Source organism: Nocardioides sp. T5 (assembly GCF_048161455.1).
In the GTDB taxonomy this organism is placed as follows: Bacteria; Actinomycetota; Actinomycetes; order Propionibacteriales; family Nocardioidaceae; genus Nocardioides.
This window is the reverse complement of the sequence record NZ_CP182415.1, coordinates 2,207,533-2,229,674: the sequence shown is the minus strand read 5'-3', so window position 1 is coordinate 2,229,674 and position 22,142 is coordinate 2,207,533. Positions and strand designations below refer to the sequence as shown.

The window sequence follows — 22,142 nt, the reverse complement described above, 5'->3', positions numbered from 1 at the left end:
GTCGACCCGCGGGAGTTGCGACCGCTCCCCGACCTTTGGCAGCCTCGTGGGTGCACACAGGTGAGGGGCTCCCGATGGTATGAGCATCAGGAGCCCCTCGATGTGATCGGGGTGGTGACGTCCGATCCACCGCACCGGCCTCCCGGCTCCCACAGTCCCCGCCACCGGGCCTGCGCGGCGAGCAAGTCGCCGTGTGGAGCTGTTCGTCCGATCCGATCCCCGACCCCGCCGGAGCGGGATCGGTAGGAGAGTTCTATGTCCTCCGGTCGAGCGCACGCAAGGGTTCGGCTGGACAAACCGGCAGTCCCACAGGGTTCCCCACAGAAGTCGGTCACTGCTCCACAACCCGGGTGCGTCCCTCCACAGCTGCAGACCCAGCCTGTGGAGGACCCGCGCGTCACGTCGGTACCGGGCCGCCGGGGGCCCTGCGCGGACGCGGTCCTCAGGGCCAACCCCTGAGAAGTCCCTGAGAGTTGGACGAACATGCAACTCCGGTGGGTACTGGCTCGTCAAGGCAGGTGAAGGCACCACATCCGAGGCGGGGAATCCCGCGACGGACACCGGCGTTGGAACAGATGTGCGACACAGGGGTGGTCGCACGAGAGCAGGAGGACGAGATGAGCACCGCACAGGCCAAGCGCACCACCACCACTCGTGAGATCGAGGGCCGCGACAGCGTCGGCCTCTACCTCGACGAGATCGCTCGCACCCCGCTCCTCGACGCCGAGACCGAGGTCGAGCTGTCCAAGACGATCGAGGCGGGCCTGCTGGCCCAGCACCTCCTCGACACCGGCCGCGTCGGTCGCCGCAAGGGCGGTGCGCCGATGAGCGCCAACGAGGCCGAGCTCGAGTGGCTCGCCGAGCAGGGCCGGCTCGCCGTCGACCGCTTCATCGAGGCGAACCTCCGCCTGGTGGTGTCCATCGCGCGCAAGTACGGCCGTTCGCAGATGCCGATGCTCGACCTCATCCAGGAGGGCAACACCGGCCTGATCCGTGCGGTCGAGAAGTTCGACTACACCAAGGGCTACAAGTTCTCGACCTACGCCACGTGGTGGGTCCGCCAGGCCATCACCCGCGGGATCGCGCAGCAGGCGCGCGTCGTACGCCTCCCCGTGCACGTCGTCGAGGAGCTCAACCAGGTCGGCAGCGCCCGGCGCACGCTCGAGCGCCAGCTCGGCCGCGACCCGGAGCCGCAGGAGATCGCCACCGAGCTCGGGATGGACCTCGACCGGGTGCTCGACCTGATGAGCTGGGGCCGCGACCACGTCTCGCTGGACACGCCCGTCGACGAGGACGGCGACACCTCGCTGGGTGACCTGATGGCGCAGGAGACCGCGCCCGGACCGGATCTCAACGTCCTCGACGCGGAGGCCCGCCAGCGGCTCGACGACCTCGTCGCGATCCTCGACGAGCGCTCCGCCGACATCGTCCGCGCCCGCTACGGCCTGGCGGACGGTCGCCAGCACAAGCTCGCCGACATCGGTGCCCGCCACGGCATCTCCGCCGAGCGGGTCCGCCAGCTCGAGCGCGAGGCGCTGCAGAAGCTCCGCCGCGCGGGCGACCCCGACCTGGCTGCCTGACCCCGGGCGCTCAGTGCGCCACCGCGAGACCGCCGGGCCCACGCCCGGCGGTCTTGTCATGTCCCCCGCCTAGCCCCGCCGAAGCCCGCCGCGCCCCCGAGCGGTGCGTGAGACACCTTCTGAGCGCCCAGGACCTGCGTCACGCACCGCTCGACGCCCGATGGGGGCGCTGCCAACCCCGATCAGTACGCCGCGGACTCCAGGTCCGCGCTCGCGGCCTGTGCGCGCTCGACCACGTCGGCGGGGACGGGCCGTCGTGCTGCCACCCGCGCCTGCCAGAGCTGGACCGCCACCACCCGGGCAGCCGCCTCCTCCACGCGGGCGCGGGAGACCAGTCCGGAGTCGATGGCGTCGACGACGATCTGGTGCGTGGTCGCGGTGTCGACCGGCATCAGGAGCAGGTCCGCGCCGGCCTGCAGCGCCTGGAGGGCCGGGGTGGGCCGGCCGCCGACGGCGCCCATGCCGAGCGAGTCGGTGATGGTGACGCCCTCGAAGCCGAGGTCGTCGCGCAGCAGGTCGTACACCTCGGGCGCCATGCTGGCCGGCACTCCCGGCGCGATCTCGGTCAGGTCGAGGTGGCTCAGCATCACCGCCGGCGCCTGCTGGCGGAACGCGGACTCGAAGGGCGGCAGGTCGTGCGCCTCGAGCTCGGCGAGCGTCGAGTCGAGCACCGGGAGGGTGTCGTGGCTGTCGCTGGTCGCGCCGCCGTGGCCGGGGAAGTGCTTGACCGTCGACACGACACCCGCGTCGTCGTAGCCCTTGATCGCAGCCCCGACCGCCTGCGAGGCCAGACGTGGGTCCTGCGAGGGCGACCGCGCCCCGATGGTGGGGTCGGCGGCGCCGATGGTGACGTCGGCGACGGGGGCGAAGACCCACGTGAAGCCGAGGTCACGCAGCTCGAGGCCCGTCGCGAGGGCCGCGGCGCGGGTGACCCGGCGGCCGGCGCGGGCGTCCGCAGCGATGGCGAGCCCGGCCGACTGGAAGTGCGGGAAGTCGGTGGCGATGCCGCGCAGGTGTGAGACGTAGCCGCCCTCCTGGTCGACGCCGATGACCGGTGGGTGGTCGCGGCTGTCGGCGCGAGCGGCCTCGGTGATCGCCGCGGTCATCGCCAGCACCTGGTCGCGGTCGAGGACGTTGGCGCCGGTCACCGAGACGCCCGCGAGGTGCAGGTCGCGCACCATGCGGGCCGGCTCCTGCGGGTCGGTGCCGTGGAAGCGTCCGACGATGACTCCTCCGGCGAGCTGCTCGGAGCTCCAGCCGGCGACGAGCTCCTGGGCCTGAGCGAGCTCGCCCGTCGTCGGGCCCCACGACGTCGGCGCGTCGGGGTCCTCGGTCGCCTCTGCCTCCGGCTCGGCCGGCTCGGCGGACTGCGTCGTCGACGCCGATGACGAGGGGCTCGACGTGCCCGGCTCAGCGTCGTCGGGCGCCTGGCCGAGACCGGCGCACCCGCTCACGAACAGGACACCGGTCGCGATCACGGCCAGGCGGGGTCGGATCGAGAGCACGCGGGGAGGTTACCCGGCCGAGGCCCACGAGCCGGAAACGTCAGGCCCGGCGGGCCAGCTCCTCGTGGATCGCCTCCACCTGTCGCCGCAGGTCGTCGAGCGAGCCGGTGTTGTCGACCACGTGCGTGGCGATCGCCCGTCGCTGCTCGCGGGTCGCCTGCGCCGCGATGCGGGACTCGGCCTCCTCGCGGGTCCAGCCTCGGTCCTCGACCATCCGCTGCACCTGCAGCTCCGCGGGGGCGTCGACCACGACGACCGCGTCGAAGGACCCGGCCCGCCCGACCTCGGCCAGCAGGGGGATGTCGTGGACCACGACCGCGTGCTCCGGTGCGTCCGCCTCCAGCTCGGCGCTGCGCCGGTGCACCAGCGGGTGGATGATCGCCTCGAGCCGGCGGCGCGCGTCGGGGTCGGCGAAGACGAGGGCGCCCATGGCGGCCCGGTCGAGGTCGCCCTCTGGCGTGAGGACCTCCGCCCCGAACTCCTCGACCACGGCGGCCAGACCCGGCGTCCCGCGCGCCACGACCTCGCGGGCGATCAGGTCGGCGTCGATGACGACGGCGCCCAGCTCGGCGAGGATCGCCGAGACCGTGCTCTTGCCCGAGGCGATGCCGCCGGTCAGGCCGACACGAACGGTCACAGGTCCTCCCCCACGACGACGGCCAGGATCTCGTGGAGCGTACGACGCTGGGCGGGCGTGAGCACGTCGAGGACCCGCTGCGACGCGTCGCGGCGTACGTCGTCGACCTGCGCCAGCAGCCGACGACCGTCCTCGGTGGGCACCAGGCGGGTGGCCCGGCGGTCGGTGGGGTCGGGCTCGCGCCGCACCCAGCCCCGCTCCTCGAGCGCGTCGGCCAGCTCGGTGGCGGACCGGGGAGCGATCCGCAGAGCCTCGGCGAGGGCCGAGGGACGCATCGCGTCGGCGCCGCCCAGCACGCGCAGCGCCCTCGCCTGCGACGGGGTGACGTCCCATGCGGCGAGCGCCTCGACGTGGGCACGTCGCACGCGTCGCGCAAGCGCCATGACCAGGTCGCCGGTCGTGGGCTCGGGTGCGCTCGTTCGGTCCACGGGAATACCTCCACCTGTCTCTGGGTTGCAACCTCACAGTGAGGCTACCTCACTACTTTCGCACACCGAGAGGAGCTGGTCGGATGACTGACCACCCCGACTCCCGTCCGGACTCCCGGGGCAGCCGCTCCCGCGGCGGTCGCCCCGATCCTGCCGACCTGCGGCAGCTCGCGGACTCCCCCGTGTCCCTGCGCCGCATCGCCGGCCTCTTCACCCCGCACCGCGCGACCCTGACCGTCGTGGTCGCGCTCATCGTGCTGAGCTCGCTCGTCGGGCTCGCCCAGCCGTTCCTCGTCCGGCACGTCATCGACGAGGCGCTCCCCCGCCAGGACGTGAGCCTGCTGCTGCTCCTGGTCGGCGCCATGATCGGCGTCGCCGTCGCGACAGCAGTGATCGGCGTCGTGCAGACCTGGCTGTCCACCGCGATGGGCCAGCGCGTCATGCACCGCCTGCGGAGCGACCTGTTCGCCCACCTCCAGCGACAGTCGCTCGACTTCTTCACCCGCACCCGCGGCGGTGAGGTGCAGTCGCGCCTGGTCAACGACATCGGCAGCATGCAGGGCGTCGTCACCCAGACGGCGACGTCGATCGCCGCCAACGTCACCGTGGTCGTCGGCACGGCCGTCGCCATGGTCGCGCTGAGCTGGCGCCTCGCCCTGATCTCGCTCGTGGTGCTGCCACCTGCCGTCCTGCTCACCCGCCAGGTCGCCCGGATGCGGCACCGGATCACCGGCGAGCGCCAGCGGCGCCTCGCCGACCTCCACGTCCAGATCGAGGAGGGCCTCTCGGTCAGCGGCGTGCTGCTCACCAAGACCCTCGGCGCCTCCCCGCGCCTGACCGCGCGGTTCGAGGAGACCTCCTCCGACCTCGTCGGCCTCGAGATCCGCTCCCGTCTCGCCGGTCGCTGGCGGATGGCGACGATGAACGTCGTCTTCGCCGCCGTCCCGGCCGCGATCTACCTCGCCGCCGGCTTCCCGGCCACCTCGGGCGGGATGACGATCGGCACGCTCGTGGCCTTCGTCGCGCTGCAGGGCACGCTGTTCCGTCCGCTCATGGGGCTGCTCAACGTCGGGGTCGACCTCACCGCCTCGCTGGCGCTCTTCAGCCGGATCTTCGAGTACGCCGACCTCCCCGTCGAGATCGGCGAGCCCGACGAGCCCGTCCGGATCGACCGGCACCGCGTGCGCGGCGAGGTCCGCTTCGAGCGGGTCGGCTTCTCGTACGACGGCGAGCGCGCCGTGCTGTCCGAGGTCGACCTCGTCGTGCCCGCGGGCGGCACGCTCGCCCTGGTGGGCGAGACAGGCAGCGGCAAGTCGACCCTCGCCGCGCTCGTGCCCCGGCTGCACGACGTGACGTCGGGCCGGGTGCTCGTGGACGGGGTCGACGTCCGCGACCTCGCCGCCGGCGACCTGGCCGCCGTCGTCGGCGTGGTCACCCAGGAGACCTACCTGATGCATGCGAGCGTCCGGGACAACCTGCGCCACGCCCGCCCGGAGGCCACCGACGCCGAGATCGAGCAGGCCTGCCGCACCGCACGCATCCACGACCTGATCGCCTCTCTTCCCGATGGCTACGACACCGTCGTCGGCTCACGCGGGCACCGGTTCTCCGGCGGCGAGCAGCAACGGCTGGCCATCGCCCGCACCCTGCTGCGCGACCCGGCCGTACTCGTCCTCGACGAGGCCACGAGTGCTCTCGACAACGAGACCGAGCGCGCCATCCTGGCCACGCTCGACGAGGTGACCCGGAGCCGTACGACGATCACGATCGCCCACCGCCTGTCCACCGTCCGCGACGCCGACCAGATCGCGGTGCTCCACGCGGGGCGCGTCGTTGAGCTCGGCACCCACGAGGAGCTCCTGCTGCAGGGCGGTCGCTACGCCGACCTCGTCCGCGGCGGGCTCGGCGCGGAGCCCGCGGCCGCCTGACCCCGGACGGGCAGGAAGCGCCCGGTCGACGACCCTGACGGGCAGGAAGCGCCCGGTCAGCGGTCGGCGGCCGCCTTCTCCGCTGCCGCGAGCAGCACGCAGGTCGCCACGGCCTCCATGGCCTGGGTGACCTCGCCGAGCGGCGGCATCGTGGGCGCCAGCCGGATGTTGGTGTCGCCCGGGTCCTGCTTGTAGGGGAACGACGACCCGGCGGGCGTCAGCGCGATGCCGGCCTCCTTGGCCAGGGCGACGACGCGGCTCGCGGTGCCGGGCACCACGTCGAGGTTCACGAAGTAGCCACCGGTCGGGGAGTTCCAGGTCGCGACACCGCGCCCGCCGAGCCGCTCCGTCAGCACCCGGTCCACCTCGGCGAACTTGGGCGCGATGATCGCCCGATGCTTGGCCATGTGGTCGCGCACGCCCTGCGGAGAGCCGAAGAACTCCGCGTGCCGCAGGTGGTTGACCTTGTCCGGCCCGATCGAGCCGTTGCCGAGGTGCTGGAGGTACCAGCCGACGTTGCCGGCGGAGGCGGCCAGGAAGGCCACGCCCGCGCCTGCGTAGCTGATCTTGGACGTCGACGCGAACATGATCGGCCGGTCCGGGTGCCCCGCGGCGGACGCCAGGGTGAGGATGTCGGCACTCTTGGCCTCGTCCTCGGTGAGGTGGTGCAGGGCGTAGGCGTTGTCCCAGAAGATCTTGAAGTCCGGCGCGGCGGTCGGCATCGCTGCGAGCCGGGCGGCGACGTCCTGGCTGCAGACAGCGCCCGTGGGGTTGGCGTAGGTCGGGACGATCCACATCCCCTTGATGCTCGGGTCGTCGGCGACGAGCGCAGCGACGGCCGCGACGTCGGGGCCGTCGTCGTTCATCGGCACGGTCACCATCTCGATGCCGAGGCTCTCGAGCAGGGTGAAGTGGCGGTCGTAGCCCGGCACCGGGCACACGAAGCGGACCTTCTCCTCCTTGCCCCACGGCCGCTCGGAGTCGGTCGCGCCGAAGAGCATCATCCAGACCAGGCAGTCGCGCATGAGGGACAGGCTCGAGTTGCCGCCGGCGACCACCTGGTCGGGCTCGACCCACAGCAGCTCGGCGAACATCTCCCGCAGCTCGCGCAGACCCTCGAGACCGCCGTAGTTGCGGACGTCGACGCCGCTGGCGTCCTTGGTAGACGTCGGCAGCCGGAGCAGGTCGTCGGCGAGGTCGAGCTGCTGGGACGACGGCTTGCCGCGCGTGAGGTCGAGCTTGAGACCCTGCGCCTTGAGCTGCTCGTAGGCAGCCCGCTGCTCGTCGAGCAGGGCGGCGAGGTCGTCGGCGGACAGGTCGGCCAGCGCAGTCGCGTTCACGGACTCCAGCCTAGAGGTCGCCCGGCCGTGCCCTCACGGCCGTTCCGCCCGTGGAACGACTCGTCGCTCGGGCTCAGGCCGTCAGCCGGAAGGTGCGACGGTACTCCTGCGGACTGACCCCGCGGGAGCGGCCGAAGTGGTGGCGAAGCGTCGCGGCGTTGCCGAAGCCGACCTCGGAGGCCACCCAGTCGATCGAGTGGTCGGTCTGCTCGAGCAGCTCCTGCGCAGCGCGGACGCGTTCGCCGAGGATCCAGCTGTAGGGCGTCGTGCCGGTCTCCTCCTTGAAGCGACGGGCGAACGTGCGCGCCGACATGTGCATCTGCCGGGCCAGCGTCTCGACGTCGAGGTCGTCGGCGAGGTGGGAGGCGATCCACGCCAGCAGCGGCGCCAGCGCCTCCGACTCGCACACCGGGACGGGGCGGGCGATGTACTGGGCCTGGCCGCCGTCACGGTGCGGCGGGACGACCATGCGCCGCGCCGTCGTGGCGGCGACCTTGGCGCCGAACTGCTGCCGCATCACGTGCAGCGCGGCGTCGAGGGCGGCCGCGGATCCCGCGCCGGTGACGATCGAGCCGTCCTGCACGTAGAGCACGTCGGGATCGACGACCGCCTCGGGGAAGCGAGCCGCCAGCTCGGCGGCGTACCTCCAGTGGGTGGTGCAGCGACGCCCGTCGAGGAGACCGGCCTCGCCCAGCATGAAGGTCGCCGAGCAGTGGGCGAACAGCATGGCGCCGCGCGCGTGCGCCGACCGCAGGAGCTCGGAGACCTCTGCCGACGTGCCGCGGTGGTCGCTCTTGGGAGCCAGGCAGATGAGGTCGGCGTCCGCCGCCTCGTCCAGGCCGTGGTGGACGTGCAGGTCGAAGCCCGCGCGCGTGCGCAGCCGCCCCGGCCGGGGCGTCACGACCTTGAAGTCGAAGACGGGGTTGTCGTCCTCGGGGTGGTAGGGCTCGGCCCAGACCTCGCACAACGCGCCGAGCCCGAACGGCTCCGGCTGCTCCTGCACCACCACAGCCACCTTCTGCATACGAGCAGCGTCGCACGAGTCATGGCAGTAAATCAACCAATGCTGTCATTCCTGCCACTGGTGGCAGGAAGCAGGTGGGCGAATGATTGCTGCCATGAACACGATCATCGCCCTCCTGGTCCTGGCCGCCGCCATCGCGCTCCTGGTCAGCTACGCCCGCCACGACCGGTTCGCCGGCCATGCCTCCTCCGCCCACCCGGTCGACGACCTCGGTCCGATCGAGGAGCGGTTCCACCTCGTTCCCCGCAGCTGAGGCCGGTTCCGCCGAACGCAAACCAACTTTTGCTTGACCTGACACAAAAGTCGCGCCTAGCGTGATGCCGGTCACACGGCCGTCTGCCTGTGACGCCACTCGCTCTCGGTTGTGGAAGGCGCATCATGCCCGTGCGGTCCCGTCAGCTCCTCGTCTCCCTGCTCGCCCTGGTCACCGGGCTGGCGCTCGCCCTGGGGCTCACCGCCCCGGTGGCGGCCGCCGTACCGGACCCGACGCCCGACCGGGTCGCGTCCGGCGCCGAGAAGGGAGCCGACGAGGAGAAGGCGCCCGCCAAGGCCGACCCGGCCGACCAAGCTGACGAGGCCGGCACGACCGGGAAGACCGACACGTCTGCGAAGACCGCCGCCGCGGCCGCCGACGACCCGCCGGACCTCTCGAAGTTCCAGAAGGTCGTCCTCGGCCAGGGCACCGGTCTCGGCGAGGTCATGGAGCTGACCGTCGCCCCGGACGGGCGGGTCTTCTTCATCACCCGCGCCGGTGACATCTCAATGTACGACCCGGCCGACGGCAGCATCGAGATCATCATGAACAACCCGAGCCTCGGGGTCTGGAGCGGCCTCGAGGACGGTGGCCTCGGCATCACCCTCGACCCCGCCTTCGCGGACAACGGCTGGGTCTACGTCTACTACGCCCCCCTCCCGGCGTCGTACAACGCCAACCGGCTCGCCCGGCTGACGGTCGAGACCGACGCCGAAGGCGACGCCTTCATCGACAAGGAGTCGGAGAAGGTCATCCTGGAGGTCGGCACGCAGCGCAACGTGTGCTGCCACTCCGCCGGCTCGCTCCAGTTCGGCGACGGCGGCGTCCTGCACCTCGCCACGGGTGACAACACCTCCTCCTCCGACAACGACGGCTACTCCCCCCACGACGAGCGCTCGGGCCGCTCGGACTACGACGCGCAGAAGTCCTCGGCCAACACCAACGACCTGCGCGGCAAGATCCTGCGCGTCATCCCCCGCAACGACGACGCCGGTGACGTCGACCCGACGGCCGGTGACGGCATCTCCTACGACATCCCCGAGGGCAACCTGTTCGGCGAGGGCGGCGCCTACCCGACCGCGGAGTACCCCGACGCCGACCCGGCGAAGACCCGCCCCGAGATCTTCGCGATGGGCCTGCGCAACCCCTACCGCCTCGGCGTCGACGCCGACACCGACGTCGTCTACTGGGGCGAGGTCGGTCCCGACTCGCGCGTGAACAGCCCCAACCGCGGCCCCCGCCACTTCGAGGAGTTCAACCGCACCGACTCCGCGATGAACGGCGGCTGGCCCTACTGCGGCGGCGAGGTCGGCGACGACCTCACCGACATGGACTTCGGCGGCGCCTACGTCGACTGGGACTTCGTCGCCAACCGCTACCGCACCAACCCCGACGGCACCCCCAAGCGCTTCCCGTGCAACGACCCGGACGAGATGGCCGGCGTCAACGACTCCCCCAACAGCACCGGCCTGCAGACCCTGCCGCCGATGACCGACGCCTGGATCCCCTACTCCGACGTCGCGCCCTACAAGTACCCCGCCGTCCAGGGATCCACCCCGACCGGCGGTCAGGTCTACCGGCAGTCGCAGAACACCGCGGCCGAGGACACGGCGTTCCCGGCCTACTTCGAGGGCTCCTACTTCATGTCGGAGATGAGCCGCGGCTGGATCAAGGAGGTCCGCACCGACGCCGAGGGCAACATCGAGTCGATCAACGACTTCATGAGCGGCTTCGTGGCACCCGGTGACCTCGAGTTCGGCCCCGACGGCTCGATGTACGTCCTCGAGTACGGCACCGGCTTCTTCTCCGGCTCCCCGCAGACCAAGCTCGTCCGCATCGACTACGCCGTCAACGGCTCGGCGCCGGTGGCCCGCGCCAGCGCCGACGTGACCGAGGGCCCGGCACCGCTCACCGTCCAGTTCAGCAGCGACGGCACGAGCGACCCCGACGGTGACGACGTCACCTACGCCTGGGACCTCGACGGCGACGGCGAGACCGACTCGACCGAGGCCGACCCGAGCAGGACCTACGAGGAGGCCGGTGACTACACCGTCGTGCTCACGGTCACCGACGCGACCGGCAAGACCGCGACCTCGCAGGTCGTGGTCAACGTCGGCAACACCGCGCCGACGGTGCAGATCGAGCTCCCGGTCGACGGCGGCTTCTACTCCTCCGGCGACGACATCCCCTTCAGCATCGACGTGCAGGACGCCGAGGAGACCGTCGACTGCTCGAAGGTCGTGCTCCAGGCGGGCCTGGGCCACGACATCCACGTCCACCCCAACCTGTCGGTCACCGGCTGCGAGGGCGAGATCCGCACCTCGACCGCCGGGGACCACGGTCCCGACGCGAACACCTACGGCGTGCTCATCGCGACCTACACCGACGGCGGCGCCAACGACGGCGCCAACGCACCGCTGCAGGGCAGCGACACCCTGATCCTCCAGCCCAAGCTGCGCCAGGCCGAGCACGCCACCGAGCGCCAGGGAGTCGGCCAGACCGGTTACGACGACAAGTCCGGCACGCGGCCCGGTGGTGGATCCCTGATCACCGGCATGGGCAACGGCGACTGGGTGATGTTCGACCCGATGAGCCTGGTCAACATGACCGACGTGTCGATCCGCTACTCCGGCGGGCCGCAGGCCGGTGCCGCCATCCAGGTGCGCGCAGGAGCCGCGGACGGTCCGATCGTGGCGACCGTGCCGCTCGACGGCGGCACCCAGGGCCAGTACTTCTACAAGACGGTCAGCGCCGCCATCACCGCACGTGACGCCGACGCGGGCGGACGCCCGCTCTACTTCGTCTACGCCGGCAACGGCGAGATGAACTTCGACGAGTTCTCCGTCGAGGGCCTGGGCGTCGCCGGCAACACCTCCCCGGTGATCACCTCCGCCGAGGCCACCCCTGCCGACGGTCTCGCGCCCCTCGACGTCGAGTTCACCGCCGAGGCCAACGACCCGGACGGTGACGACATCACCTACGCGTGGGACTTCGGCGTCGAAGGCACCGAGGAGGACACGGCGAGCGCGGCGACGGCCTCGTGGACCTACCCCGAGCCCGGCACGTACACCGCGACGCTCACCGTCGAGGACTCGACCGGCAAGTCGACCAGCAAGGCCGTCGACGTGACGGTCCGGCAGCCGTGTGCGACCGCACCCACCCCCGACGAGGGCTACGAGCTGCTCTTCGACGGCACCGACGTGTCCGCCTGGAAGCAGTCCGGTCCCGGCGGGTTCACCGTCGAGAACTGCGAGCTCACCAGCTTCGGCGGTCTCGGGCTGTTCTGGTTCTCCGAGCGCACCTTCGACGACTACTCGGTCAAGCTGCAGTTCAAGCTGTCCGACGACGGCGACAACTCCGGCGTCTTCACCCGCTTCCCCGACCCGGGCAACGACCCCTACGTGGCGGTCGACAACGGCCACGAGATCCAGATCAAGGAGGGCCAGCCCAACGACGAGCCGCAGAAGACCGGGTCGGTCTACAACTTCGACCGCGAGGACGCGCGCAACGCCCGGCCCATCGGTGAGTGGAACGACTACGAGATCCGGGTCGAGGGCCAGACCTACACCATGACGCTCAACGGCCAGGTGGTGAACGAGTACACCTCCGACGGCACCCGCGGCACCGGCGGCTACATCGGCCTGCAGAACCACGGCAACGCCGACGAGGTCAGCTTCCGCAACATCCAGGTCAAGGAGCTCGAGGTCCAGAAGCCGTTCGTCAACAAGCTGACGGCCGACCCGGTCCGTGGCGGCGCCCCGCTCGAGGTGGACTTCACCGCCGAGGGCATCGACCGGCAGGACGACGCGATCACCTACGACTGGGACTTCGGCGACGGGTCCGACATCGTCACCGGTGCCGCCGGCACGGTCTCGCACACCTACACCGAGGGTGGGACGTTCACCGCGAAGGTGACGCCCGTCGACGCCGCGGGCAACCGCGGCCTGACCCGGACGACCGAGGAGATCACCGTCCTCGTCGACCCGGTCGTCACCGCGACCGCGACCCCGCGCTGCGGCGTGCTGCCTCTGGACGTCGACTTCGACGCCTCCGCGACCGACCCGCAGGACCAGGCCGTGACCTGGGCGTGGGACTTCGGCGTGGACGGCACCGACGCCGACACCTCGACCGAGAAGTCGCCCACCTACACCTACACGGCGGCCGGCGAGTACACGGCGACCGTCACCGCGACCGACCCCGACGGCAACACCGGCACCAGCTCGGTGCGCATCGAGGTCCTCGCCGACGGCGAGTGCCGGCCCGTGGCCGACCTGTCGGAGCTGTTCAACAACGACGGCATCTCCACCGACGCCAACCCCGGTGACGGCAACTTCGACGGCGGTGGCTGGACCTTCGCCGCCGAGCTCCTCCCCCCGGCCGTGCAGGACAACGGCGGCCCGGTGAAGCTCAACGGCGTCGACTACGACCTGGGCAGCCCGGCCGACGGCCAGCTCAACAACGTCGAGTCCGACGGCCAGGTGATCACCCTGCCGACCGGCACCTACGACGAGCTGAGCATCCTCGCCACCGCGCACAACGGTGACGTCCAGAAGGAGGCCACGCTCGCCTACAACGACGGCACCACCGTGCAGGTCCCCCTGCGGTTCACCGACTGGGCCGTGACGCCGAAGTTCGGCGAGGAGATCGCCATCGACATGCCCTACCGCCACAACGGCGGAGGCGACACGTCGCCGCGGGTGATGATCTTCACCCAGCGGATCGCGCTGGAGTCCGGCAAGCAGCCCGACACCCTGACGCTGCCGGTCGACCCCAAGCTCCACGTCTTCGGCGTCTCCGGCGTCCGGGCCGAGGAGCCGGCGCCGCCGTGCGACCAGCCCGAGCGCTCCGACGAGTTCAACGACACCGAGCTGCTCGACAACTGCCACTGGACGGTGCGCCGCCCCGACGAGACGGCGTACGACGTCTCCGACGGTGCGCTGCACCTGACCGCCCGCAACGGCGAGTACAACGACACCGCCAACATCATCACCCAGGACGCGCCCGACGGCGCGTGGACCGCGACGACCAAGCTCACCTGGGACCCCGCCGAGGCCGGCCAGCAGGCCGGTCTAGTGGTCGCCGGCAGCGGCGGCTCCGGGTTCGCCAAGCTGACCTTCGTGGACAAGGGCAACGGCAACGAGTGGATCGAGTTCCTCAAGTCGTCGAGCCCGAGCAACAACGACTTCGAGTTCACCGGCGACTGGAACACCGGTGGCGGCAGCTTCGACGGGCCGTTCCTGCCCGGCGACTTCCCCACCACCTTCTGGCTGCGGTTCACCTCCGACGGCTCCCAGCTGCGTGGGTGGTACTCCACCGACGGCGAGGCGTTCACGGAGGTCGGTGACCCGCGCACCCTGGCCGGGATCACCAACCCCCGGGTCGGCGTGATGGCGCTGAAGGGCGGTGCCGGGGGCAACCCGGTGGCCGACTTCGACTTCTTCCGCTGGTCCGGCGTCGAGCAGGGTGAGGCGCCGAGCGTGACCGCGGCCGCCGAGCCCACCTCGGGCACCGCGCCGCTGGACGTCGAGTTCAGCGCCGAGGGCACCGACCCCGAGGGTGGCGCGCTCACCTACGCCTGGGACTTCGGCGTGGACGGGACGCAGGACGACACCGCCGACGTCGCCGACGCGAGCTGGACCTACACCGAGCCCGGCACCTACACGGCGACGGTGACCGTCACCGACCCCGAGGGCCAGACCGGTGAGGACACGGTCGAGGTCGTCGTCGAGGAGCCGGCGAACCCGGACGTCTTCGTCGTCGACGCAGTCGACTCCGCGACCGACAACCAGTGGGTCGCCGAGCAGACCGGCACCTCCACGGTCACCATCGAGGTGGGCGACACCGTCGAGTGGCAGTTCGACCAGGCCACGATGGGCCACGACCTGACCTCGCGCGACACCGCCGACACCTGGGACCCCGCGCTCCAGGAGTACCGCGGACCCGGCGGCGAGCCGGTGCGCTACACCTTCACCGAGCCCGGCACCTACGAGTACTGGTGCACGATCCACGGCGCCACCATGCGCGGCACCGTGATCGTGGAGGAGCCCGCGACGGACAACCAGGCGCCGACGGCCGACCCGTTCGTCGACCCGAAGCAGGGCGCCGCACCGCTCTACGTGCACTTCGAGGCCCGCGCCAGCGACCCAGACGGTGACGCACTCACCTACCTGTGGGACTTCGGCCAGAGTGACGAGCCGTCCGACCAGTCGACCTCGTCGCACGCCCACGTGACGTACGCCGACCCCGGCACGTACACCGCGACCCTGACCGTCAGCGACGGCAAGGGCGGGACCTACGAGGACGACTTCGAGATCACCGTCACCGGCGACGCACCGCGGGTCACCGTCGAGGCCACGCCGACCAGTGGTCCCGCTCCCCTGCCGGTCGCGTTCGACATCAGTGCGATCGACGACCAGGGAGGTTCGCTCACCTACACGTGGGACTTCGGCGACGGGACGACGTACACCGGTCCCAAGCCCCCGCTCAACCACGTCTACACGGCCGCGGGCAGCTACACCGCCACGCTGACCGTGACGGACCCCGACGGCAACGAGGGCAGCGACAGCGTCGAGATCGAGGTCACCGAGGAGGAGGCGACGCTGCCGCAGATCGATGCGACGGCGACGCCCGACAGCGGTGACGCACCGCTCGAGGTCGACTTCTCCACGGTGGTGACCACCGCCGGCGAGCTCAGCTCCTTCGCCGACGGCACCACCACCTACCCCGACCTCACCGGCACCGCCTCGATGGTCCGCTCGCGGGGCACCACCGTGACCACGCTCGACGTCACCGGCCTCAAGCCCGACGCCGACCACATGGTCCACGTCCACGAGCAGTCCTGCACCGACGGCAACGGCGGAGCGCACTTCCGCTTCGACACCGACCAGCCGTTCTCCGAGGACAACGAGATCTGGCTGCCGTTCACCAGCGACGCCGACGGCGCCAGCGGCGAGGTGGTCGTCACCAGCGACCAGCGCGCCGGCTCCAAGGCCATGGCCATCGTGATCCACGACCCGGACAACCCGGCCAAGCGGATCGGCTGCGTCGACCTCGACCCCAGCACCGACGGGCTCACCTACGCCTGGGACTTCGGTGACGGCGAGCAGGCCGAGGGCGCCGACCCGACGCACACCTACACCGAGCCCGGCACCTACGAGGCCACCGTCACCGTCGGCGCGGGCAACCAGGACGGCACCGACGAGGTCACCGACACCGTGCAGGTCGTCGTCACCGGTGAGGAGGCGCTGCCGGAGATCGATGCGACGGCGACGCCCGACAGCGGTGACGCTCCGCTCGAGGTCGACTTCTCCACGGTGGTGACCACCGCCGGCGAGCTCAGCTCCTTCGCCGACGGCACCACCACCTACCCCGACCTCACCGGCACCGCCTCGATGGTCCGCTCGCGGGGCACCACCGTGACCACGCTCGACGTCACCGGCCTCAAGCCCGACGCCGACCACATGGTCCACGTCCACGAGCAGTCCTGCACCGACGGCAACGGCGGAGCGCACTTCCGCTTCGACACCGACCAGCCGTTCTCCGAGGACAACGAGATCTGGCTGCCGTTCACCAGCGACGCCGACGGCGCCAGCGGCGAGGTGGTCGTCACCAGCGACCAGCGCGCCGGCTCCAAGGCCATGGCCATCGTGATCCACGACCCGGACAACCCGGCCAAGCGGATCGGCTGCGTCGACCTCGACCCCAGCACCGACGGGCTGACCTACGCCTGGGACTTCGGTGACGGCGAGCAGGCCGAGGGCGCCGACCCGACGCACACCTACACCGAGCCCGGCACCTACGAGGCCACCGTCACCGTGAGCCGCCAGGACGGCACCGACGAGGTCACCGACACCGTGCAGGTCGTCGTCACCAGCGACGGCCCGACCGACCCGGGTCCGACCGATCCCGGCCCGACCGACCCGCCGGTCCTGGGTGACACCACCGCTCCGGACACCACCATCACCGACGGCCCGAAGGGCCAGGGGCGCGGTCCGGCGGCGACGTTCACCTTCACCTCCTCCGAGCCCGGCAGCACCTTCCAGTGCAGCCTGGACGGCGGGGCGTGGGCACCGTGCAGCTCCCCGGCGACGTTCAACAAGCTCGGGACGGGCGAGCACGAGCTGCGGGTGCGGGCCACCGACAAGGCGGGCAACACCGACGCCAGCCCGGCCGCACGCACCTGGACGGTCGACCGGGGCAAGCCCAAGGTCAAGGTGCTGAAGGGACGCCAGGTGACCAAGGACCGGACGCCGAAGGTGCGGGCGCGCCTCAGCGACCGCTACGACGACCTCCGGGCGCGCGACGTGAAGGTGCGCTTCGACGGTCGGGCCGCGGCGAAGGTGCGGGTCAACCGCAAGGGCGTCATGGTCGCGACGGCGAAGCGGCTCGCGCCGGGTCGTCACCGCGTCGTGCTGAAGGTCCGGGACGAGGCGGGCAACAAGCGCACCGTCCGCTTCTGGATCACCGTGCGCCGCTGACACCGAGCCACCCCACCACCAGCACCCGCCGGTCACCCCGGCGGGTGCTGGCGTGTGCAGGGGCGCAGGCACAATGCCCCCATGGACGGACCAGGCACCGCTGACGCCCTCGCCGCAGGCGCCCGGGTGACCCTGCTGGTCCCCGGCTCGCCGTCGTACGTCGACCTGGTCCTGGCGCTGCTCGCCGACGGGATCTTCCCGGTGCCGCTCGACCCCGCGCTCACGCAGGCGGAGCGCGACCGGATCCTCGATCCGATCGCCCCCGACCTCGTCGTCACCTCGCAGGCGCAGGTGGAGCAGCTGCTCGCCGCCCGGCGCGGCCGGTCCCGGTCGCTGCCCCTCGGCCGGCCGATCCACTGCACCAGCGGCACGACCGGCACACCGAAGGGCGTGTGGTCCGGGCTCCTCCCCGAGAGCGAGGCAGCCGCCCTGGTCGACGAGGAGCGCGACCTGTGGGGCTTCGACGCGGACGACGTCAACCTGGTGCTGAGCCCGCTCCACCACTCCGCCCCGCTCCGCTTCGCGACCGGCACCCTGCTCGCCGGCGGCCGGATCGTGGTGCCGGGGAAGTTCGACCCGGCCGTGGTGACGGCGGCGATCGAGCGCGATCGGCCGACGACGATGTTCTGCGTGCCGACGCACCTGCAGCGGCTCCTCGCCCACTGGGACACCGCGGGCGTCCCGGACCTGTCGTCCTTCCGGCTCGTCGCCCATGCGGGCGCCCCCTGCCCTCCGCAGGTCAAGCACCGGCTGGTCGAGCTGTTCCCCGACGGCTCGACGTGGGAGTTCTACGGCTCGACCGAGGGCCAGTTCACCGCGTGTCGCTCCGAGGACTGGCTGGCGCACCCCGGCACGGTGGGGCGGGCCCGCCCCGGACGCACCCTGACCACCGACGACGACGGCCGGATCTGGTGCGCCGTGCCGCAGCACGCCCGGTTCACCTACCTCGGGGCCCCCGAGCAGACGGCGGCGGCCTGGCGCGACACCCCGCACGGGCCGGCGTTCACCGTCGGTGACGTCGGGAGGATCGACCCCGACGGCTACCTCCACCTCGAGGGCCGACGCACCGACCTGATCATCACCGGCGGCGTCAACGTCTACCCGCTCGAGGTCGAGAACGCCCTGCGCGAGGTCGAGGGGGTCGACGACGTCGCAGTCTTCGGCGTGCCCGACGACCGGTGGGGCCAGCGGGTGTGCGCCGCCGTGGTGGGCGACGTCACGACGGACGCCCTCGACGCCCATGCCCGGCTGGTCCTGGCGCCGGCCAAGCGTCCCAAGGAATACCTCGGCGTCGCCGGCCTGCCGATGACGGCCACCGGCAAGGTGCGGCGCGACGCGCTCGCCGACCTGGTCTGAGCTCTCAGGCCGTCCAGACCGGGCCGACCTGGTCGACGAGGTCGCGGGACTGGCGCAGCCCGGCCTCGGCCGCGACGGCGCGCTTGGCGGGGTCGAGCAGGTTGCGGCCGAAGGCGGCCAGCGCCTCCGGGTCCGGCGTCACCACCGACCAGGCACGCGGTGCGACGCGCTCGAGCTGGGCCCGGATCGACACCTTCTTGCTCACCGACCGCGGCAGGGGCGCCAGCACGATGACGCGCTCGGCTCCCCGGGCCACGTCGACGTTGGCCGTGGATCGCATGCCGCCGTCCATGTAGGTGCGCCCGCCGATCTCCACGGGCGGCCACACCGTCGGGACGGCACAGCTGGCAGCGACGGCCGCGACCAGGTCAACGCCCGAGTCCGGCCCGAAGACGGTGAACTCACCGCTGGTGGCGTCGACCGCAGTGATGCGCAGGTCGCGGTCGGGCCAGTCGTGGACCGGCAACCGGGCGCGGATCACGCCCTCGCGGTCGACGCTCCCGGGGGCGTGGGACGCGTGGGCGACCCGTCCGACGCGAGCGAGCTTGTCGCGGCCGCTCCCGGGCAGCACGTAGGGCGGGACGAGCTTGAGCGCCGCGATGCGGGAGAGCCGACCCCCCAGCTCGGCGTCGGCCGGCTCGAGCTGGGCGGCGTACAGCTCCTCGAGCGGGACGCCGTTGGTCACCTGCGCACCCACGACCGATCCGGCGGAGGTGCCGACGACGGTGTCGGCGTCGGCGAGGTCCACACCCGCCCGCGCCAGGCCGGTGAGGATCCCGAGCTGCCAGGCGATCCCGGTGATGCCCCCACCGCCGAGCACCAGGGCTGACGTTCCGCTTCCTGTCATGAGGCCAGTTCTAGCGGATCGTCCCTGACGACAGCACCCACCCACAGACGACGACGGCCCGCCGGGTCTCCCCGGCGGGCCGTCGTGGTGGTGCTCAGATCAGTGGATCAGCCGATCAGGCCTGGCCACCGGTCAGCTTCTCGCGGAGCGCCTGCAGCGCCTCGTCAGAGGCGAGCGAACCGCCGGTGTCGCCACCGGACTCGCCGTCCTCGACGACGTCGCCGCCCGAGGAGTACGAGGTGGCCTCGCCGGCCTCGGCCTCGGCAACCTTCGCGTCGGCCTGCTGCTTGACGTGCTGCTCCCAGCGCGCGTGCGCCTTGGCGTACTGGTCCTCCCAGACCGCACGCTGCTCGTCGAAGCCCTCGAGCCACTCGCCCGTCTCGGGGTCGAAGCCCTCGGGGTAGACGTAGTTGCCCTGCTCGTCGTAGGTCGCGGTCATGCCGTAGAGCGTGGGGTCGAACTCCTCCACGTCGGCGGCGGCAGCGGTCTCGTTGGCCTGCTTGAGCGACAGCGAGATCCGGCGACGCTCGAGGTCGATGTCGATGATCTTGACCATGACGTCGTCGTTGACCTGGACGACCTGCTCGGGGATCTCGACGTGACGCTCGGCGAGCTCGGAGATGTGCACCAGGCCCTCGATGCCCTCCTCGACGCGGACGAACGAGCCGAAGGGCACCAGCTTGGTGACCTTGCCGGGCACGATCTGGCCGATCTGGTGGGTCCGGGCGAAGTGCTGCCACGGGTCCTCCTGCGTCGCCTTCAGCGACAGGGAGACACGCTCGCGGTCCATGTCGACGTCGAGGACCTCGACGGTGACCTCGTCGCCCACGGCGACGACCTCGGACGGGTGGTCGATGTGCTTCCAGGAGAGCTCGGAGACGTGGACGAGGCCGTCGACGCCGCCGAGGTCCACGAACGCACCGAAGTTGACGATCGAGGAGACGACACCCTTGCGGATCTGGCCCTTCTGGAGCTGGGTCAGGAAGCCGTGGCGGACCTCGGACTGGGTCTGCTCGAGCCAGGCGCGACGCGACAGGACCACGTTGTTGCGGTTCTTGTCGAGCTCGATGATCTTCGCCTCGAGGGTCTGGCCGACGTAGGGCTGCAGGTCGCGGACGCGACGCATCTCCACCAGCGAGGCGGGCAGGAAGCCGCGAAGACCGATGTCGAGGATGAGGCCGCCCTTGACGACCTCGATGACGGTGCCCTCGACGACGCCGTCCTCCTCCTTGACCTGCTCGATGGTGCCCCAGGCACGCTCGTACTGAGCACGCTTCTTGGACAGGATCAGGCGACCCTCCTTGTCCTCCTTCTGGAGGACCAGGGCCTCGACCTTGTCGCCCACGGAAACGACCTCGTTGGGGTCGACGTCGTGCTTGATGGACAGCTCGCGCGAGGGGATGACGCCCTCGGTCTTGTAGCCGATGTCGAGGAGGACCTCGTCACGGTCCACCTTGACGATGGTGCCGTCGACGATGTCGCCGTCGTTGAAGTACTTGATGGTCGCGTCGATCGCCGCGAGGAAGTCCTCTTCGGACCCGATGTCGTTGACAGCCACCTGAGGGGCGTCGTAGTCCGGAAGAGTGGAGAGCGTGCTCGTCATATGGAAGGAATTTCCTTGGATGGATGGAGTCGTGCGGACGCGTGCAACTGCCTGTTTCACTGCTCCCCGACGGTGACTGGTCACGGACGGTGGTGCGGCGAGCCCGGGTTCGCTCGGTATGGAAGCCGGGCAGACGACTGGCGCAACACCCAAGACTACGCGCGCGCCACGCTCGGCGTCCAACCGGCAGGCACGCTCAGTCCACGCTCAGACCGGTGTCACGCCTCGTGCGGCCACGCGTGCACGTCGCCCGCCTCCGCGATGGCACGGAGGAGCACCGTTGACCGGTCGGCGACGGGGTTCTCGCCGGCTCGGGCAGCGAGGTCGACGAGGGCCCAGAGGTCGGCTGCCCGCGCCCCGTCGAGCAGCGCGTCGGCGGCACCGCCGTGCCGCGACGCCCATGCGTTGAGCACACCGTCCACGTAGGCCGGCTCCCGGTCGAACCGCAGCAGGTTGCCGAGGTCGGTCCACGGGTGCCCGGCGTGGGCGAACTCCCAGTCGAGCACGCCCGTCACCTCGAGGGTGTCGGGATCGACGAGCAGGTTCTTCGGGTTGAGGTCGCTGTGCACCAGGCAGGCCCGCTGCACCGTGTCGAGCAGGTCCTGCGCGTCCCGGGCCACCTGCGCCAGCGCAGCGCGCTCGGCCTCGGGCCAGTGCGCCAGGCGGGAGACGACCCACTCGTCGAGACCACCGTCGGGGAAGGCGCCGACGGTCAGCTCGGGGTCGACGAACGGTCCGGGCCGCAGCGCGGGCATCGCGGCCAGCGCAGCGGCCACCCCGCCCGTGCTGGTCCCGAGCCGGCGGAGCCCGTCGGTGTCGCCGGCTGCGGTGAGCCGCTCCACGACGAGGTCGCCCCGCTCCCCCGGCAGCCACGACGTCACCAGCAGGCCCGGCCGGCCGGTCGACTCGTCACCGAGCCGCACCTCGAGCACCTCGGGGACCGGCAGCAGGCCCCGCACCAGGCGCAGCAACGCCTGGTCGACCTCCGGGGCCGCGTCACCGCGGGGGTCCCCGGGTGGATAGAGGCGTACGACGGCGCGCTCGCCGGCGACCTCCCCGAGGAACGTGCGCCCGGAGTGGCCGCCGGCCAGCGGCTGCAGCGTGGGTCCGAGGTCGCTCATCAGAGCGATCGTGGCACACGCCGGCGAGGTTCGACCGCACCCC

Annotated in this window: 13 protein-coding genes; 5 read left to right on the top strand and 8 right to left on the bottom strand. The window is 71.5% G+C overall.

Annotated features, from left to right (window positions below; genetic code table 11):
- Positions 1–617: 617 nt before the first annotated feature.
- Positions 618–1,580: a sigma-70 family RNA polymerase sigma factor gene (locus tag ACNKF0_RS10775; RefSeq protein ID WP_299929760.1), complete on the top strand. Its 963-nt coding sequence runs from the start codon at positions 618–620 to the stop codon at positions 1,578–1,580.
- A gap of 182 nt (positions 1,581–1,762) precedes the next feature.
- Here the strand turns inward: ACNKF0_RS10775 and ACNKF0_RS10770 are convergent, their stop codons facing one another.
- The 3 genes from ACNKF0_RS10770 to ACNKF0_RS10760 are packed head-to-tail and all read right to left on the bottom strand — an operon-like array spanning position 1,763 to position 4,150.
- Positions 1,763–3,085, bottom strand: coding sequence for a glycoside hydrolase family 3 protein (locus ACNKF0_RS10770; RefSeq protein ID WP_416958258.1), 1,323 nt, complete (start codon positions 3,083–3,085; stop codon positions 1,763–1,765).
- A 40-nt stretch (positions 3,086–3,125) separates the two neighbouring features.
- Positions 3,126–3,722: a dephospho-CoA kinase gene (gene coaE, locus ACNKF0_RS10765; RefSeq protein WP_416958256.1), complete on the bottom strand. Its 597-nt coding sequence runs from the start codon at positions 3,720–3,722 to the stop codon at positions 3,126–3,128.
- Positions 3,719–4,150, bottom strand: coding sequence for a MarR family winged helix-turn-helix transcriptional regulator (locus tag ACNKF0_RS10760; RefSeq protein ID WP_416958253.1), 432 nt, complete (start codon positions 4,148–4,150; stop codon positions 3,719–3,721). Before ACNKF0_RS10760 ends, coaE begins: the two co-directional genes overlap by 4 nt.
- Positions 4,151–4,233: 83 nt before the next feature.
- Between ACNKF0_RS10760 and ACNKF0_RS10755 the strand changes: the two genes are divergently transcribed.
- Complete coding sequence (locus ACNKF0_RS10755; protein WP_416958250.1) at positions 4,234–6,078, top strand: ABC transporter ATP-binding protein; 1,845 nt, start codon at positions 4,234–4,236, stop codon at positions 6,076–6,078.
- A gap of 56 nt (positions 6,079–6,134) precedes the next feature.
- On the opposite strand, the gene ACNKF0_RS10750 is transcribed toward ACNKF0_RS10755, so the two are convergent.
- Both ACNKF0_RS10750 and ACNKF0_RS10745 read right to left on the bottom strand, forming a co-directional pair.
- Complete coding sequence (locus tag ACNKF0_RS10750) at positions 6,135–7,418, bottom strand: aminotransferase class I/II-fold pyridoxal phosphate-dependent enzyme (RefSeq protein WP_416958248.1); 1,284 nt, start codon at positions 7,416–7,418, stop codon at positions 6,135–6,137.
- Between the two features lie 73 nt (positions 7,419–7,491).
- Positions 7,492–8,442 (bottom strand): GlxA family transcriptional regulator, encoded by a 951-nt coding sequence (locus tag ACNKF0_RS10745; protein ID WP_416958246.1) that lies wholly within the window; start codon positions 8,440–8,442, stop codon positions 7,492–7,494.
- A 94-nt stretch (positions 8,443–8,536) separates the two neighbouring features.
- On the opposite strand from ACNKF0_RS10745, the gene ACNKF0_RS10740 reads away from it, so the two are divergent.
- From ACNKF0_RS10740 to ACNKF0_RS10730, 3 genes are all read left to right on the top strand, one after another.
- Positions 8,537–8,695 (top strand): hypothetical protein, encoded by a 159-nt coding sequence (locus ACNKF0_RS10740; RefSeq protein ID WP_416958244.1) that lies wholly within the window; start codon positions 8,537–8,539, stop codon positions 8,693–8,695.
- 125 nt (positions 8,696–8,820) lie between these two features.
- A complete protein-coding gene (locus tag ACNKF0_RS10735; RefSeq protein WP_416958242.1) occupies positions 8,821–17,172 on the top strand; it encodes a PKD domain-containing protein in 8,352 nt (2,783 codons plus the stop codon).
- An 81-nt stretch (positions 17,173–17,253) separates the two neighbouring features.
- Entirely contained in the window at positions 17,254–18,528 is a 1,275-nt protein-coding gene (locus ACNKF0_RS10730; RefSeq protein WP_416958240.1) for a class I adenylate-forming enzyme family protein, read from the top strand.
- A gap of 4 nt (positions 18,529–18,532) precedes the next feature.
- Here ACNKF0_RS10730 and ACNKF0_RS10725 read toward each other — a convergent pair whose 3' ends face one another.
- The 3 genes from ACNKF0_RS10725 to ACNKF0_RS10715 form a co-directional block, all read right to left on the bottom strand.
- On the bottom strand, positions 18,533–19,375 hold the full coding sequence (locus ACNKF0_RS10725; protein WP_416958238.1) for a patatin-like phospholipase family protein: 843 nt from the start codon (positions 19,373–19,375) through the stop codon (positions 18,533–18,535).
- Positions 19,376–19,490: 115 nt separating this feature from the next.
- Positions 19,491–20,978, bottom strand: a complete 1,488-nt coding sequence (gene rpsA, locus ACNKF0_RS10720) for a 30S ribosomal protein S1 (RefSeq protein ID WP_299929788.1) — start codon at positions 20,976–20,978, stop codon at positions 19,491–19,493.
- A gap of 218 nt (positions 20,979–21,196) precedes the next feature.
- A complete protein-coding gene (locus ACNKF0_RS10715) occupies positions 21,197–22,099 on the bottom strand; it encodes a phosphotransferase family protein (protein WP_416958235.1) in 903 nt (300 codons plus the stop codon).
- Positions 22,100–22,142 lie beyond the last annotated feature (43 nt).